This is a genomic window from Kitasatospora sp. NPDC096140 (genome assembly GCF_040303045.1).
Taxonomy (GTDB): Bacteria; Actinomycetota; Actinomycetes; order Streptomycetales; family Streptomycetaceae; genus Kitasatospora.
Genome location: NZ_JBEOUW010000066.1, coordinates 22,652 through 37,283 on the forward strand (window position 1 = coordinate 22,652; position 14,632 = coordinate 37,283).

12 protein-coding genes and 1 pseudogene are annotated in these 14,632 nt (G+C 74.5%); 10 read left to right on the forward strand and 3 right to left on the reverse strand.

The annotated features are described in order from the left end of the window. Window positions 1–73: 73 nt before the first annotated feature. Window positions 74–562, forward strand: coding sequence for a glutathione peroxidase (locus ABT048_RS38905; RefSeq protein ID WP_350526371.1), 489 nt, complete (start codon window positions 74–76; stop codon window positions 560–562). A 285-nt stretch (window positions 563–847) separates the two neighbouring features. Next, entirely contained in the window at window positions 848–2,650 is a 1,803-nt protein-coding gene (locus ABT048_RS38910; RefSeq protein ID WP_350526372.1) for a serine/threonine-protein kinase, read from the forward strand. A gap of 51 nt (window positions 2,651–2,701) precedes the next feature. Here ABT048_RS38910 and ABT048_RS38915 read toward each other — a convergent pair whose 3' ends face one another. Beyond that, entirely contained in the window at window positions 2,702–3,331 is a 630-nt protein-coding gene (locus ABT048_RS38915) for a TetR/AcrR family transcriptional regulator (protein ID WP_350526373.1), read from the reverse strand. Window positions 3,332–3,763: 432 nt separating this feature from the next. Between ABT048_RS38915 and ABT048_RS38920 the strand changes: the two genes are divergently transcribed. Continuing rightward, a complete protein-coding gene (locus tag ABT048_RS38920; protein ID WP_350526374.1) occupies window positions 3,764–4,192 on the forward strand; it encodes a nuclear transport factor 2 family protein in 429 nt (142 codons plus the stop codon). Between the two features lie 373 nt (window positions 4,193–4,565). Beyond that, window positions 4,566–5,714: a metallophosphoesterase gene (locus tag ABT048_RS38925; protein ID WP_350526384.1), complete on the forward strand. Its 1,149-nt coding sequence runs from the start codon at window positions 4,566–4,568 to the stop codon at window positions 5,712–5,714. A gap of 55 nt (window positions 5,715–5,769) precedes the next feature. On the opposite strand, the gene ABT048_RS38930 is transcribed toward ABT048_RS38925, so the two are convergent. Further along, a complete protein-coding gene (locus ABT048_RS38930) occupies window positions 5,770–6,693 on the reverse strand; it encodes a LysR family transcriptional regulator (RefSeq protein WP_350526375.1) in 924 nt (307 codons plus the stop codon). A gap of 96 nt (window positions 6,694–6,789) precedes the next feature. Between ABT048_RS38930 and ABT048_RS38935 the strand changes: the two genes are divergently transcribed. From ABT048_RS38935 to ABT048_RS38950, 4 genes are all read left to right on the forward strand, one after another. After that, entirely contained in the window at window positions 6,790–7,494 is a 705-nt protein-coding gene (locus tag ABT048_RS38935; protein WP_350526376.1) for a succinate dehydrogenase cytochrome b subunit, read from the forward strand. After that, complete coding sequence (locus ABT048_RS38940) at window positions 7,491–9,434, forward strand: fumarate reductase/succinate dehydrogenase flavoprotein subunit (RefSeq protein WP_350526377.1); 1,944 nt, start codon at window positions 7,491–7,493, stop codon at window positions 9,432–9,434. The genes ABT048_RS38935 and ABT048_RS38940 overlap by 4 nt, the downstream gene beginning before the upstream one ends. Continuing rightward, the gene (locus tag ABT048_RS38945) at window positions 9,431–10,168 is read left to right on the forward strand and encodes a succinate dehydrogenase/fumarate reductase iron-sulfur subunit (RefSeq protein ID WP_350526378.1); all 738 of its coding nucleotides are present in this window, start codon (window positions 9,431–9,433) and stop codon (window positions 10,166–10,168) included. Before ABT048_RS38940 ends, ABT048_RS38945 begins: the two co-directional genes overlap by 4 nt. Window positions 10,169–10,520: 352 nt before the next feature. Further along, window positions 10,521–10,826: a hypothetical protein gene (locus ABT048_RS38950; protein WP_350526379.1), complete on the forward strand. Its 306-nt coding sequence runs from the start codon at window positions 10,521–10,523 to the stop codon at window positions 10,824–10,826. A 10-nt stretch (window positions 10,827–10,836) separates the two neighbouring features. On the opposite strand, the gene ABT048_RS38955 is transcribed toward ABT048_RS38950, so the two are convergent. Continuing rightward, complete coding sequence (locus ABT048_RS38955) at window positions 10,837–11,775, reverse strand: DUF2797 domain-containing protein (RefSeq protein ID WP_350526380.1); 939 nt, start codon at window positions 11,773–11,775, stop codon at window positions 10,837–10,839. A 347-nt stretch (window positions 11,776–12,122) separates the two neighbouring features. Here ABT048_RS38955 and ABT048_RS38960 point away from each other — a divergent pair, with 347 nt between their 5' ends. Together ABT048_RS38960 and ABT048_RS38965 are read left to right on the forward strand one after the other, a co-directional pair. Continuing rightward, window positions 12,123–14,270, forward strand: coding sequence for a restriction endonuclease (locus tag ABT048_RS38960; protein WP_350526381.1), 2,148 nt, complete (start codon window positions 12,123–12,125; stop codon window positions 14,268–14,270). 257 nt (window positions 14,271–14,527) lie between these two features. Continuing rightward, a pseudogene (locus tag ABT048_RS38965) lies at window positions 14,528–14,632 on the forward strand (ABC transporter ATP-binding protein); the annotation flags it as partial.

Below are 14,632 nucleotides of genomic sequence, written 5' to 3' on the forward strand. Positions count from 1 at the left end.
GGTTGACCCGTCCGGGGCCGCTACCGTGTGCCCGGGCGGAAACCGCTGCCAACCTGCCGAAAGGACCACCACCGTGAGCCTGTACGACATCCCGCTGCGCTCCCTCACCGGCGAGCCGACCTCGCTGGCCGACCACAAGGGCAAGGCGCTGCTGATCGTCAACGTCGCCTCCAAGTGCGGCCTGACCCCGCAGTACGCCGGGCTGGAGCGCCTGCAGGAGCGCTACGCCGGGCGCGGGTTCACCGTGCTGGGCTTCCCGTGCAACCAGTTCGCCGGGCAGGAGCCGGGCAGCGCCGAGGAGATCGGGACCTTCTGCTCCACCACGTACGGCGTGACCTTCCCGCTGTTCGAGAAGATCGAGGTCAACGGCGACGACCGGCACCCGCTGTACCGGCAGCTGACCCAGGTCGCCGACGCCGAGGGCCAGGCCGGGGACGTCTCCTGGAACTTCGAGAAGTTCCTGATCTCGCCGGACGGCACCGTCGCCGCCCGGATCCGGCCGCGCGTCGAGCCGGAGTCGGAGGAGCTGATCGCCGCGCTGGAGGCCGTTCTGCCGGCCTGATCAGAGACCGTTCTGCCGGCCTGATCACCCGCCGGACCGGAGGCCCGGGGCACCGCTGCCCCGGGCCTCCGGCGTTCCGTGGCCGCGGTGGCGGGGGCGCGGTCCGCGGCAGGGGCGACGGATGCGGGCCGACGCCCCGGGGTCGACACATGCGGGTGTGCTGTGCTCATCTGACGATCATTTCGTGATCGCGATTCCGTCCCACGGATGGTCCCGGACCGATAGCGTCTGGTCCGGACGCGTGAGGTGGGGACGGCCGCGCCGGGCGTCGAGGGGAGCGTGGGCATGCAGCCGCTGGCAGCGGACGATCCGCGGCAGGTGGGCGAGTACCGGCTGCTGCGGCAGCTCGGCGCGGGCGGGATGGGCCGGGTCTACCTCGGCCGGACCGCGGGCGGGCGGACCGTCGCCGTCAAGATGGTCCGTCGCGACCTGGCCGAGGACCCCGAGTTCCGCGCCCGGTTCCGTCAGGAGGTGGCGGCCGCCCGACGGGTCGGCGGCACCTGGACGCCACCGGTCCTCGACGCGGACACCGACGGCGGGCAGCTCTGGGTGGCCACCGGCTACGTCGCCGGGCCCCCGCTCACCACCGCCGTACGGGACTTCGGACCACTGCCCGAGCCGGCCGTCCGCACCCTCGGCGTCGGCCTCGCCGAGGCGCTCGCCCATGTGCACGGCCTCGGGCTGGTGCACCGGGACGTCAAGCCGTCGAACGTGCTGCTGACCCTGGACGGGCCGCGGCTGATCGACTTCGGCATCGCCCGCGCGCTGGACGCCACCACCGTGCTCACCCAGTCCGGCCAGGTGTTCGGCTCGCCGGGCTTCATGTCGCCGGAGCAGGCGAGCGGGCGGCCCGCCGGACCGGCCGGCGACGTCTTCTCGCTCGGCGCGGTGCTCGCGTTCGCGGCCACCGGCACGATGCCGTTCGGCTCCGGGGTCGGCGCGCCGGTCCTGGTCTACCGGGTGCTGCACGAGGAGCCCGACCTCTCCGGGCTGACCGGCCCGCTGCACTCCCTGGTCCGTGACTGCCTGGCCAAGGACCCGTCCGTCCGCCCGACACCCGGACAGCTGCGGCAACGGCTGGACGTCGACGGCACGGCCGCCGCCCGCCTGGGGCACGGGGACTGGCTGCCGGCGGCGCTGGCGGCGGCGGTCGGGCGCAGTGCCGTGCGGCTGCTGGACCTGGAGGGGGAACAGGGGGCCGGGGCGCCGCGTGAGGCAGCGGCGGTGCGGGAGGTGGCGGCGGCGGCCCGGACGGCCGAGGCGGCGAAGGCGGCACCCGGCGGGGGCGGCGTGCCCGCTGCGCCCGGGTTCGGTCCGCCACCTCCGCCGGGCTACGGCCCGCCGGCCGCAGGATCCGTCAGGCCGGTCGGTCCGGTCGGCGCATACCCGTCGACCCCGGTCCCCGCGCCGGTCCCGATGCCGTCCGCACCGGCCACGGTGCCGGGCTACCCGCCGTACCCGCAGCGGCCACGCGGCCGGCGGAGCTACGGCGTGCTGACGGCCGTGCTGGTCTCCGCACTGCTGCTGGGCGGCGGATACCTGCTGGTCGAGCAGTGGCTGGAGAACGGCCGGCCGGACGCCGCGAAGAACGCCGGACGGACCGCCCCGGCCGGGGGCACGACGGCGCCTTCCGCCCCGGCCTCGAAGAGCCCCGAGCAGCCGACCGGCGACCGCACCGACCCGGCCGAGGACAGCCCCTCGCCCGGCGCGAGCCCCACCGACCCGGGGCCGGGCATCATCCCCGCGAAGTACCTCGGGACGTGGGTCGGCGAGCGCAAGGCCGCCAACGGGGACGTCACCTCCGTCACCCTCACCATCGTCCAGTCGGCGCCGAGTGAGGAGAAGAGCAGGATCCGCGCCGAGACGCCGAAGACCGGCACCTGGTGCGAAGGCGCCTGGACGCTCACCGATGCCGACGAGAGCCGGGTCTCCTACGCCTCCCGGGCGACCGGCTCCTCGCCCGGTTCGGACTGCATGTCCGACCGGTCGATCTACCGGCTGATCACGATGCAGTCGGACGGCACGCTCCACTACAGCACGGACCTGCTCAAGCCGGACCAGTACCTGGTGCTGCGGAAGAAGGGCTGAGCAGCGCGGGACTTCCGATCCCCGTCGGGCGCCGGGCCGTTACGGGCCCCGTCAGGCCGGTTCGGGCCGCGGGGCGAACAGGCCGAGGCGCGCGCCGGCCAGGGCGCTGGCGGCGGCCAGGTCCGCGTCGGCCTCGGTGAGGGTGTCGGCCATGACCAGGGCGCGGTAGTACAGCGGGCCGGCGACGTGCTTGGCGAGCAGGGCGGTGTCGGTGCCCGGCGGGAGGTCGCCGCGGCCGACGGCGGCCTGCACGACGGGGTCGATCCGGGCGATCCGGGCGGCGAAGAAGCGGTCGACGAGCGCCCTGATCTCCGCCGAGGCGTGGCCGCCGGAGACCAGCGCGCGTACCGTCGCGATCCCGGCCCGGCCGGCCATCGCCGCGACGAAGTCCCGGGCGGCGGCGCGCATCGACCCGTCGAGGTCGGCGGTGTCGGGCAGCAGCCGGAACGTCGGGTCCAGGACGTCCTCCAGGGCGGCCGCCACCAGGTTGCCCTTGGTCCCCCAGCGCCGGTAGACGGTCGTCTTGTGCACCCCGGCGCGGTCGGCCACCGCCTCGGTGCTGAACCGGTCGAAGCCCTGCTCGGCCAGCTCCTGCAGCGCGGCCGCGAACACCGCGGCCCGGGTCCGGGCCGTACGGCCTCCGGGCCTGACGTCGCCCCACCCGGCCGTGTCCGCCCCCATCGCCTCAACTTCCCCGTCGCAGTAGTCGGTTGCGCTTGATTCTGCCGGTCTGCAAGACTTCCCGAGCATAACGCAACCGCTTGTTGCTTTAGTGGGCGTATGCGTTGCCGACCTGGCCTTCTACGGGGGGATTGCCATGTTCGACGGGTTGTGCCACTCATTCCGGTTCTTCCGGTTGTTCCATCACGCGCCCGCGACCGCGGTTCTCCGCATCGACCCCGTCCTCGGCGCCGCCGGCCCGCAGCACGTGCCGACCGGCCGGCTCACGGCCCCCGGCACGGCCGCCTAGGGACCTCGGCCCGACGGCACGAAGCTCGGAGGCAGGAAGCCCGGAGGCAGGAAGCCCGGAGGCCCGCCGGGTCCGCCCGGTCGGGGACCGGCAGCCTCGATCACGTCATGGAACACTCCGCACTACCTCAAGGAAGCGCCATCGTGTCCAGCACCAACCCGAAGATCGCGGCCATCAGCACGTTCTTCGCCGCCTACGCCGCCTACGACTTCGACGGCATGCGGGAAGTCCTCACCGACGACATCGAGTGGACGATCCCCGGCCACCACGCACTGTCCGGCACCAAGCGCGGCGTGGAGGAGGTCGTGGCCTTCTTCAACCAGTTGGGCAAGGCCGGGTTCCAGGCCGAGCCGCTGTTCCTGGAGGCCAACGACGAGTACGTGGTCGACATCCACCGCGGCTTCTCCACCCAGGGGGTCGGCCAGGTCGACACCATGTGGGCGCTGGTCTGGCACTTCAACGCCGACGGCAAGGTGGACCGGGTGCACAACCTGTCCGGCGACCAGCACCAGATGGACGCCTTCGTGTGGGCCAACTACACCCTGGCGCCGATCCCCGACCGGCTCGCCTGAGGCCGGCGGGCGCGACGGCCCGGCGCGTCGAGCGGTCCGGGCCGTCGCCGCCCCTGCACAGGAAGCCGCCCGTCCGCGCGACGGGGACCGGCCTGTCCGCCGTCGGCTGGTCGCGGCCGCGCGGGCCCGCGGACCCGGACGGTCACCCCGCCCACCGCGTGCCGGATGATGGAGGACGGGGACAGGACGTGAGAGGGGAAGCGCAGTGACGGACAGCGAATCCATCGGGTCGGAGCCGGGCCTCCGGTCGCACCGCGGAGGACCGGACACCCTCGCGACCGCCACCCGGCCCGAGGCCCCGGCCGCGCCCGCCCCGGCCGCGCCCGCCCCGGGTGCGGCGGCCCGGAGCGGGAGCGCGCGGCCGCGGAGGTCGCTGCTGCGGCGGCTGGCCGTCCTGGTCCTCGTGCTCGTGGTCCTGTGCCTCCCCCCGTGGTGGACGCTGTTCGCCTCCGGCGCCGACTGGCCGTTGCCGGTCTTCCTGGCCGGCACGGCCGTGTTCGCCGCCTGGCTGGTCTCCTTCCCCTTCCTGATGGTCGCGGGCCACGGCCGGCGGCGCTCCGACCGGGCCGCGCGCATCGCGGACACCAGCCTCGGGATGATCTGGGTGCTGTTCACCTGGTCGGTGCTGGGCGGCTCGGTGGACCTCGTGCTGGCCGGACTCGACGTCGGCGGCGTCGGCCGGGCCAGGGCCGTGGCCGTGACCGTCGCCGTGGTCTGCGCCGGGCTCCTGGGCTGGGGACACCACGAGGCGATGCGCGTGCCCCGGGTGAAGCGGCTGGACGTCCGTCTCCCCCGGCTCGGCGGGGGCCTGGACGGGACGCGTGTCGTGGTGCTGGCCGACACCCACTACGGGCCGATCGACCGGGCGGGCTGGTCGGCGCGGGTCACCGAGGCCGTCAACGCCCTCGACGCGGACGTCGTGGTCCACGCCGGCGACATCGCCGACGGCACGCCCGCGCAGCGCCGGGAGCAGTCCGCGCCGCTCGGCACGATCCGGGCCCGGCTGGCCAAGGTCTACGTCACCGGGAACCACGAGTACGGCAGTGAGGCCCAGGGCTGGCTGGACCGCATGGCGGACCTCGGCTGGGAGCCGCTGCACAACCGCCACGTCGTGGTGGAGCGCGGTGGGGACGCCCTCGTCCTCGCCGGCGTGGACGACGTGACCGCGGAGTCCTCCGGCCTGGCCGGACACCGCGCCGACCTGCTCGACGCGCTGGCGGGGGCGGACCCCGACCGTCCGGTCCTGCTCGTCGCCCACCAGCCCAAGTACGTCCCGCAGGCCGCTGCCGCCGGCATCGACCTGCAGGTCTCCGGTCACACCCACGGCGGCCAGATCTGGCCGTTCAACTTCCTCGTCCGGCTCGACCAGCCCGTGGTGCACGGCCTCAGCCGGCACGGGGAGCGCACCCAGCTCTACACCAGCCGGGGCACCGGCTTCTGGGGGCCGCCCTTCCGGGTCTTCGCACCGAGCGAGATCACCCTGCTCACCCTGCGCTCCGGCGACGCGCCGACCCCCGACTGACGCGCCCGCCCGACACGCCCGCCTGACGGGCCGACCACCACCCGATACGCCGCCCTCACGACAGCAACAGCCGGGTGCCCGGCGGGAGTTCGCCCGCCCGCGCGGCGTCGTGGAGGTGTGCCAGCAGGGTGGAGCGCAGCGCCTCGGCGGCGCGGGTGGGCGGCACCTCGTGGCCGTGCGCGACGGCGATGGTGCGGCCCAGGCCCGGCCCGGCGAACGGGGTCACCGCGAGGCCCGAACGGGCCGCCACCATGCCGGGGACGACGGCGGGCCCGATCCCGGCCCGGACGAAGCCCAGCACCGCGTCCATCTCCCCGCCCTCGACCGCGAACTCCGGCTCGAACCCGGCCGCCCGGCAGGCCGCCAGGGTCGCCTCCCGTACGTCGTAGCCCTCCCGGAACATCACCAGCGGCCGGTCCCGCAGCTCGGCCACCCGCGCCTTGCGCCGGGCGCGCCGCTCGGCGGAGACCAGGACCAGCTCCTCGTGCAGCAGCTCGGTGACGGCCAGGGCGGGCGCCTGTTCCCCGGTGGGCGGGGTGATGATCAGCGCGAGGTCCAGCTCGCCCGCCGCCAGTGAGCGGACCAGGTCGCGCGAGCCGCCCTCGCGGACCACCAGTGCCACGCCCGGGTAGCGGTCCCGGAAGACCCGCAGGACGTCCGGCACCAGGCTGGTGCACAGACTCGGCGGCGCGCCGAGCCGGACCCTGCCGCGCCGCAGCTGCACCGTCTCCTGGACGGCGAGCCGGGCGCTCTCGGTGTCCGCGAGGATGCGCCGGGCCAGCGGCAGCAGGGCGTCCCCGGCGTCGGTCAGCGCGATGTTGCCCCGGGTGCGGTGGAACAGCTCGGCGCCCAACTCCCTTTCCAGCGAACGGATCTGTTGCGAGAGGGACGGCTGTGCCACGTGCGCGGCCTCGGCCGCCCGGGTGAAGTGGCGGGTCTCGGCCACGGCCAGGAAGTAGCGGAGTTGCTGGAGCTGCACCCGACCAGGATAGGCCGCACCGATAGCCGGTGCCTATCGTCGCGAGCCGCATCATGTCTTGGACGCACCCTGAGGTCCGTCCCTACCGTTGCAGCCATGACAACCGCGACTCGGACGGGCCGGCATCCGTCCACCCTGGCGACGCTGTGGCGGTCGACCGTCGGCAAGAAGGCGGTCATGGCCGTCACCGGACTGGTCATGCTGCTGTACCTGGTCGCGCACATGCTGGGCAACCTCAAGATCTTCTTCGGCCCGGACGACATCAACGGCTACGCCGCCTGGCTGCGCACCATCGGGCAGCCGTTCCTGGGCCACGCGTGGTTCCTGTGGATGGCCCGGGTCGGCCTGCTGGCCTCCGTCGTGCTGCACGGCGTCTCGGCCTACCAGCTCAGCCGCCGCGACCTCGCCGCCCGGCCGAGCAAGTACGCGCACAAGCGCCGCCGCGCGAGCTACGCGACCCGGACCATGCGCTGGGGCGGGGTGATCCTGGCGCTGTTCATCGTCTGGCACATCCTCGACCTGACCACGCTGACCGTGAACCCGGCCGCCGAGGAGGGCCACCCGTACCAGAACGTCGTCGCCTCGTTCGACCGCTGGTACGTCGACGTGTTCTACGTCGTCGCGATGCTGGCCGTCGGCCTGCACGTCCGGCACGGCTTCTGGAGCGCCGCGCAGACCCTCGGCGCCAACAACGCCCGCCGGGACCGCGCGCTGAAGCTGACCGCCAACGGCCTGGCGCTCGTGCTGACGGCCGGGTTCCTGTCCGTCCCCGTGGCCGTGATGACCGGAGTGGTGAAGTGAGCTACCAGGACTACACCGTCGGCGAGCCGATCGCCGACACCAGGGCCCCGGCCGGGCCGATCGAACAGCGCTGGGACCAGCGGCGGTTCGACGCCAAGCTGGTCAACCCGGCCAACCGGCGCAAGCACACCGTGATCGTCGTGGGCACCGGCCTGGCCGGCGGCGCCGCCGGCGCGACCCTCGCCGAACAGGGCTACCACGTCGTCCAGTTCTGCTTCCAGGACTCCCCGCGCCGCGCCCACTCGATCGCCGCCCAGGGCGGCATCAACGCGGCCAAGAACTACCGCAACGACGGCGACTCGATCCGCCGGCTGTTCTACGACACCGTCAAGGGCGGTGACTTCCGCGCCCGGGAGTCCAACGTGCACCGGCTCGCCCAGGTGTCGGTGGAGATCATCGACCAGTGCGTGGCCCAGGGTGTGCCGTTCGCCCGCGAGTACGGCGGCCTGCTGGACACCCGCTCCTTCGGCGGCGTGCAGGTCTCCCGCACCTTCTACGCCCGCGGCCAGACCGGCCAGCAGCTGCTGCTCGGCGCCTACCAGGCGCTCTCCCGGCAGATCGCCGCCGGGAACGTGGAGATGCACCCGCGCACCGAGATGCTGGACCTGCTGGTCGTCGACGGCCGGGCCCGCGGCATCGTCGCCCGCGACCTGGTCACCGGTGACATCCGCAGCCACACGGCCGACGCCGTCGTCCTCGCCAGCGGCGGCTACGGCAACGTCTTCTACCTCTCCACCAACGCCAAGAACTCCAACGCCACCGCGATCTGGCGGGCGCACCGGCGCGGCGCGCACTTCGCCAACCCGTGCTTCACCCAGATCCACCCGACCTGCATCCCGCGCTCCGGCGACCACCAGTCCAAACTCACCCTGATGAGCGAGTCGCTGCGCAACGACGGCCGGATCTGGGTGCCCAAGGCCCAGGGCGACACCAGGGCGCCGGCCGAGATCCCCGAGGAGGAGCGGGACTACTACCTGGAACGGATCTACCCGTCCTTCGGCAACCTGGTGCCGCGCGACATCGCCTCCCGGGCCGCCAAGAACGTCTGCGACGAGGGCCGCGGCGTCGGCCCCGGCGGCCAGGGCGTCTACCTGGACTTCGCCGACGCGATCCGCCGGATGGGCCGGGACGCCGTCGAGGCCAGGTACGGCAACCTCTTCGAGATGTACGAGCGGATCACCGCCGAGGACCCGTACCGGGTGCCGATGCGGATCTACCCGGCGATCCACTACACGATGGGCGGGCTCTGGGTCGACTACGACCTGCAGACCACCGTCCCGGGCCTGTTCGCGATCGGGGAGGCCAACTTCTCCGACCACGGCGCCAACCGGCTCGGCGCCAGCGCCCTCATGCAGGGCCTCGCCGACGGCTACTTCGTGCTACCGCCCACCCTCAACGACTACCTGGCCCGCAACCCGCTGCCCGCCGTGCCGGCCGACCACCCGGTGCTCGCCGGGACCACGGCCGAGGTCGAGGACCGGCTCAACCTGATCCTCGCGGTGGACGGCGACCGCACCCCGGACTCCTTCCACCGGGAACTCGGCGAACTGCTCTGGGACGAGTGCGGGATGGCCCGCGACGCGGCCGGCCTGACCCGGGCCCTGGAGCGGATCCCGCAGCTGCGCGAGGAGTTCTGGCGCCGGATCAAGGTGCCGGGCACCGGGCAGGAGCTCAACCAGTCGCTGGAGAAGGCCAACCGGCTCGTCGACTACTTCGAGCTGGCCGAGCTGATGTGCCTGGACGCCCTGCACCGCGCCGAGTCCTGCGGCGGCCACTTCCGCACCGAGAGCCAGACCCCCGACGGCGAGGCCGCCCGGCGCGACGAGGAGTTCTCGTACGCCGCCGCCTGGGAGTTCACCGGCACCGGCGCGGCGCCCGTCCTCCACCGCGAGGCGCTCGACTTCGACCACGTCCACCCCACCCAGCGGAGCTACGCATGAACCTCACCCTGCGCATCTGGCGCCAGGCGGGCCCGGACGCACCCGGGTCGATGACCACCTACCGGGTCAGCGGGATCAGCCCGGACATGTCCTTCCTGGAGATGCTCGACACCCTCAACGAGGAGCTGATCACCCGCGGCGACCAGCCGGTCGCCTTCGACCACGACTGCCGCGAGGGCATCTGCGGCGCCTGCGGCATGGTCATCAACGGCCAGGCGCACGGCCCCGAGCGGACCACCACCTGCCAGCTGCACATGCGGCACTTCCGGGACGGCGACACCATCGACGTCGAGCCGTGGCGGGCCGCCGCCTTCCCGGTGGTCAAGGACCTGGTGGTGGACCGCTCGGCCTTCGACCGGATCATCGGCTCCGGCGGCTACATCACCGCCCCGACCGGCAGCGCCCCCGAGGCGCACGCCACGCCCGTGCCCAAGGAGGCCGCCGACACCGCCTTCGAGCACGCCGAGTGCATCGGCTGCGGTGCCTGCGTGGCGGCCTGCCCGAACGGTTCGGCGATGCTCTTCACCTCCGCCAAGGTCGTCCACCTCAACGTGCTCCCGCAGGGCGCACCGGAACGGGCCTCCCGGGTGCGGAACATGGTCGCGGCGATGGACGCCGAGGGCTTCGGCGGCTGCACCAACACCGGCGAGTGCGCCACCGCCTGCCCCAAGGGGATCCCGCTGCCCAGCATCGCGGCGATGAACCGGGAGTTCCTGCGGGCCGCCCGCGGCTGACGCTCCCCCACACGCGGTCGGGACCACCGACCGTCGGCCCCTCGCGCTGGTGCTCGCGCGAGGGGCCGACCCTGTCCGGCGGGGCGTGCGGCGCCATTTCGCGCTCCCCGTACGGGTGGTGGATCGTCGGGAGCGGTGCTCGCAGGCCGAAAATCGCGCTACGGTGGTGCTCCGCTACGGAGGGACGGCATATGCCCGAGGTTCAGTCCTGCTCCGGCTGCGGCGGGTCCGGGGGGACCCAGAAGACCGAGGCAACGGTCGAACTGGACGAGGAAGGGAGCATGGTGCCCAGGGTCCACGAATTCTGGTCGCCCTGCGGTCGGTGCCACGGATCCGGGACGGTGATCGTCGGATGAGGTTGGTCTTCGAGTGCGTCGAGTGCGGTGGGCACTACCTGCCGCCCGAGGAGATGGTGTACCCGGACGGGCCGGCCTCGCCGGTCTGGTGCACGGGCTGCCACAGCGCCAAGCGCGAGGCCGGTGTCCGGGAGGACCCGCTGCTCGCCCGCGTCGCCCTGGCCGCCGCCCGCGCCGCGCTCGCCCGGCGGGCCGCCGAGGCCGCCGACCAGGTCGTGCGCGGCGACGTCCGCCCGTCCCGGCCGCCGCTGTCCCGCCGGGCCCGCTCGGGGCCGGGCGGGTTGCGCAGCAAGCTGGGCTGACGCCGCCGGCTCAGAACAGCGCTTCCTGGGTGTCCGGCTCCGGCGGGCGGACGCGCTCCTGCAGGATCAGCCCCTCGGACGCCCGGCCGGCCACGGGCGTCAGCGTCCAGCCGGTGAGCCGCCGGGTGTCCAGCAGCAGCGGGCCGGAGCCGTCGGCCTGGTCGAGGAAGAGGTGCTTGCCGATCGGCGGCCGGAGCCGGCCCGCGATCACGGCGCCGTCGGCCAGACCGGCGATCTCCCGGTAGGTCTCCGGGGCGCCGGCCGCCAGGCCGTAGCGCTCCACGTGGTCCACCACCGGACGGTCCGCGAGCAGCTCCACGGCGTGGCCGTCCAGCAGCCGGTGTGCCCGGGCGCGGGCCTCGGTGAGCACCGTACGGCGGTGCGGGACGTCGCCGTGCGACCACCAGTGCTCGGCCTTGAGCCGGGACTTGTACCGCTCACGGGCCAACCCCGACGCGGCGACGGTGAGTTCGGCGCGGCGCACCGCGGGCAGGCCGCCCCTGGCGGTGAACGCGTAGGCCAGCGCGCCCTGTTCGAGCAGTCGGCTGTCGCCGCGCTGCTCGGCGGTCAGGCCGACCTTCAGCAGGCCCTCGCCGAACCAGGCGAGGTAGAGCAGGTAGGTGCGGCCGTCGTCGAGGATCTGGTCCCGCGCCAGGGCGAGGCCGCGGTCCACGCTCTGGCAGGCCGGGCACTGCGTCGCGCCGCCGTCCGGATCGATCACCGCGTGGTGCGGGCACGGGGTGCGCTCCGTCGCCCCGACCAGCCAGGCCCCGACGCAGCGGCGCGGCCCGCCGAGCAGCCAGCCGACCTCCGCGCCGGGCGTGACGGCGCGCTCGTGCACCCGGCTGCCGCGCACCGCGCCGAGCACGGCGCGGCCCGCCTGCCAGCCCAGGCCGGTGGAGACCCAGCCTGCCGGCCGGTCCGGCTGCTGCGGTGGGGGAATCGTCACGGGCATCCTTCCCTCTCGGAGCAGCGAGGTTACCCGCCGCCACCGACAAACCGCACCCGTCCCTCCCGCGGGCGGATCGGCGGGCGGCGTGCCTCGGTGGTGGGCTGTTCGGTCGGTCGGCGGCGGGGGCGCCTTCCGCGGCGACGCCCGTGTCGTCGGTGATGGTGTCAGCGGGACGGTCCGGTGCCGGGGTCGTCGAAGGAGCCGGCGGTGCCGGGTTCGGCAGCGCCGTGGCGGCCGCGACCCCGCAGGTCGCGGGCGCTTGGCCGGGTGGGGTGTCCGCGTTCTATTGTGGCGGGCGCGGTCGGTGGCGCCGCCGGGAGGCGGCGCGGACAGGAGGGGTGGACGTGGCGGGGCGGCGGAGCAGCGGGGTGCTGGCGATCTGGGCGGAGGCGCAGCGGCAGCAGCAGCGCCGGGAGGAGGCCCGGTGGCGTGCCGAGGCGGCGGAGGAGCGCCGGCGGGAGCGGGAGCAGCGCGAGGCGCAACGGGCGACTGCCCGCAACGAGCGGGAGGCGCAGCGGGCGTACCAGCAGTCGCGGGAGGCCGAGGCGGCTCGACGGACGGCCGAACTGGACGCCCGGGTGGAGGAGTTGAGGGGCCTGCTGGCGGCCGGGCTGGCCGCGCCGGCGTTCGGTCCGCAGGCGCTGTTGGCGCCGAGTGCGGTGCCGCCGTTCGATCCGGGGCCGCTGGGTGGGCCGGTGCCGATGCCGGACCAGGCGTCCGCCGCCTACTTCGTCCCGCCGCCGGATCCGGTGCAGGCCCGCAATCCGGGGGTGCGGCGCCAGTACGAGCAGTACCTGGCGCAGGCCCGGGCGCGGTTCGAGCAGGACTGGTACGCCGCGCAGGCGCGGGAGGCGGACCGGCAGCAGCGGCTGGCCGCGTACCACCGGGAGTACCTGGCCCGGGTGGAGCGCTTCCGCCGCGAGGACGAGGAGCGCGGCGCCCGGACCGAGGAGCTGTTGCGCCGGCTGCGGGCGGGCGAGCCGGAGGCGGTGCAGGAGTACTTCACGGCGGGTCTGTACGCCTCGGCGGCCTGGCCGGAGGGCTTCCCGCACCGGCTGGTGGCGGCCTTCGACGCGGCGGGCCGCCAGCTGGTGGTGAACTGGGAGCTGCCGGGGGCGGACGTGGTGCCGGCGGCCGGCCGGGTGCGGTACGTGAAGTCGGACGACCGCGAGGCCGAGGTGGCCCGCCCGGCGACGGAGCGCAAGGCGCTGTACCGGCAGGTCCTGGCGCAGTCGGCGCTGCGGGTGGTGGCGGAGGTGTTCCGGGCGGACCGGGACGGGCTGTTGGACTCGGTGGTGCTGAACGGCTTCGTCCTCGGCATCGACCCGGCGACCGGCCGGGAGGCCGAGCGCTTCGTGTCGACGCTGACCGCGACCCGGGCCGGCATCGCCGGGCTGGCGCTGGACCGGGTGGACGCGGTGGAGTGCTTCCAGGGCCTGGGCGGCCGGTTGTCGGCGCGCCCGGAGCGGCTGGACGAGGTCCGGCCGGACCGGCGGCCGGAGACGGTCGGCGGGAGCCTGGCCGGGCACGGCGGCGAGGACGAGCCGGACCTCTTCGAGATGGATCCGCTGGACTTCGAGGACCTGATCGCCGAGCTGTTCCGGCTGCGCGGCTTCCGGGTGATGACGACGGCCCGCAGCGGCGACGTCGGGGTGGACGTGGTCGCCGAGGACCTGGACCCGGTGACCGGCGGCAAGATCGTGATCCAGGCGAAGCGCTACAAGAAGACCGTTCCGCCGACGGCCGTGCGCGACCTGGAGTCCACCGTGCGCCACCACGGCGCGATCAAGGGCATCCTGGTCACCACGGCGGGCTTCGGCCGCGGCTCGTACAGCTACATCGAGGGCAAGCCGTTGACCCTGGTGAGCGGCCCGGAGCTGGTCGAGCTGCTGGCCGAGCAGGGCCTGCGCGGCCGGCTCGGCGGGGGCGCCCCGGCCGCCGCGGGCGCCCGGCCGCAGGAGGCCGACCCGGCCGGGCGGGAGACCGCGCTCACGGTGAGCTGGCAGAGCCGGACGGCCGGCGGGGACGCGGTGGAGCTGGACGTCACCGCCTTCCTGTGCGCCGGGGGCCGGGTGCTCAGCGACGAGCACTTCGTGTTCTTCAACAGCCCGCAGGACCCGGACGGCGCGGTCCGGCTGCACCCGACCCGCTCGGTGCCGGGCGAGCCGACCCGGGCGGCCCGGCTGACCCTGGAGCTGCACCGGCTGCCGGCCGCGGTCGAGGAGGTGGTGGTGGCCGTCTCCACCGAGGAGGAGGAGCCGCCGGTGGTGCCGCTGGGGTACGTGCACGGGCTGGCGGTCGCCGCCGCGTACGGGCCTGGTGCGGCCGGTCCGGCGGACTGGGCGGGCACCACCGGCGGGGTGCCGGACAGCGCGATGGTGCTGGGTGCCTTCCGGCGTTCGGGTGGCGGCTGGGAGTTCAGCCCGTCCGGCCGGGCGGTGACGAACGGTCTGGCGGGGCTGGCGACGGCCTTCGGGGTCGCGGTGGAGTAGCGGCCCGGCGCCGGTCCGGACCCGGGCCGCGCCCCGGTCGGGACCGCCGGGATCGCCCGGCCGGGACGGCCGAAGGCTTCCGGCCGGGCCCCGCCCCTGAGGGGTCCGGGTCATACCAGAGGAGGAGAGTGCCCCCGCCACCCCGCCGGGTCGGCGGGGGCCGACCGTCCGCTCGGCATACACGTCGCACAAGAACGCCTTGGGAGGATGGACTGGAGTCCGATTTTCCGTTTTTTCATCCCCAGGAGTGAGTCCACGTGACGTTCCCCGCAACCGCCGTCCGCACCGGCCTGGCGGCCGCCCGCGCCACCGGCCTGAACAAGGTCTACGGGGAGGGGGAGACCCGCGTCGTCGCCCTCGAC

What these genes read in the sequence shown, in the direction of transcription:
- ABT048_RS38910 (WP_350526372.1), top strand. Translation starts at nt 848, where the DNA reads ATGCAGCCGCTGGCAGCGGACGATCCGCGGCAGGTGGGCGAGTACCGG.
- ABT048_RS38915 (WP_350526373.1), bottom strand. Translation starts at nt 3,331, where the DNA reads ATGGGGGCGGACACGGCCGGGTGGGGCGACGTCAGGCCCGGAGGCCGT.
- ABT048_RS38935 (WP_350526376.1), top strand. Translation starts at nt 6,790, where the DNA reads ATGACAACCGCGACTCGGACGGGCCGGCATCCGTCCACCCTGGCGACG.
- ABT048_RS38945 (WP_350526378.1), top strand. Translation starts at nt 9,431, where the DNA reads ATGAACCTCACCCTGCGCATCTGGCGCCAGGCGGGCCCGGACGCACCC.
- ABT048_RS38950 (WP_350526379.1), top strand. Translation starts at nt 10,521, where the DNA reads ATGAGGTTGGTCTTCGAGTGCGTCGAGTGCGGTGGGCACTACCTGCCG.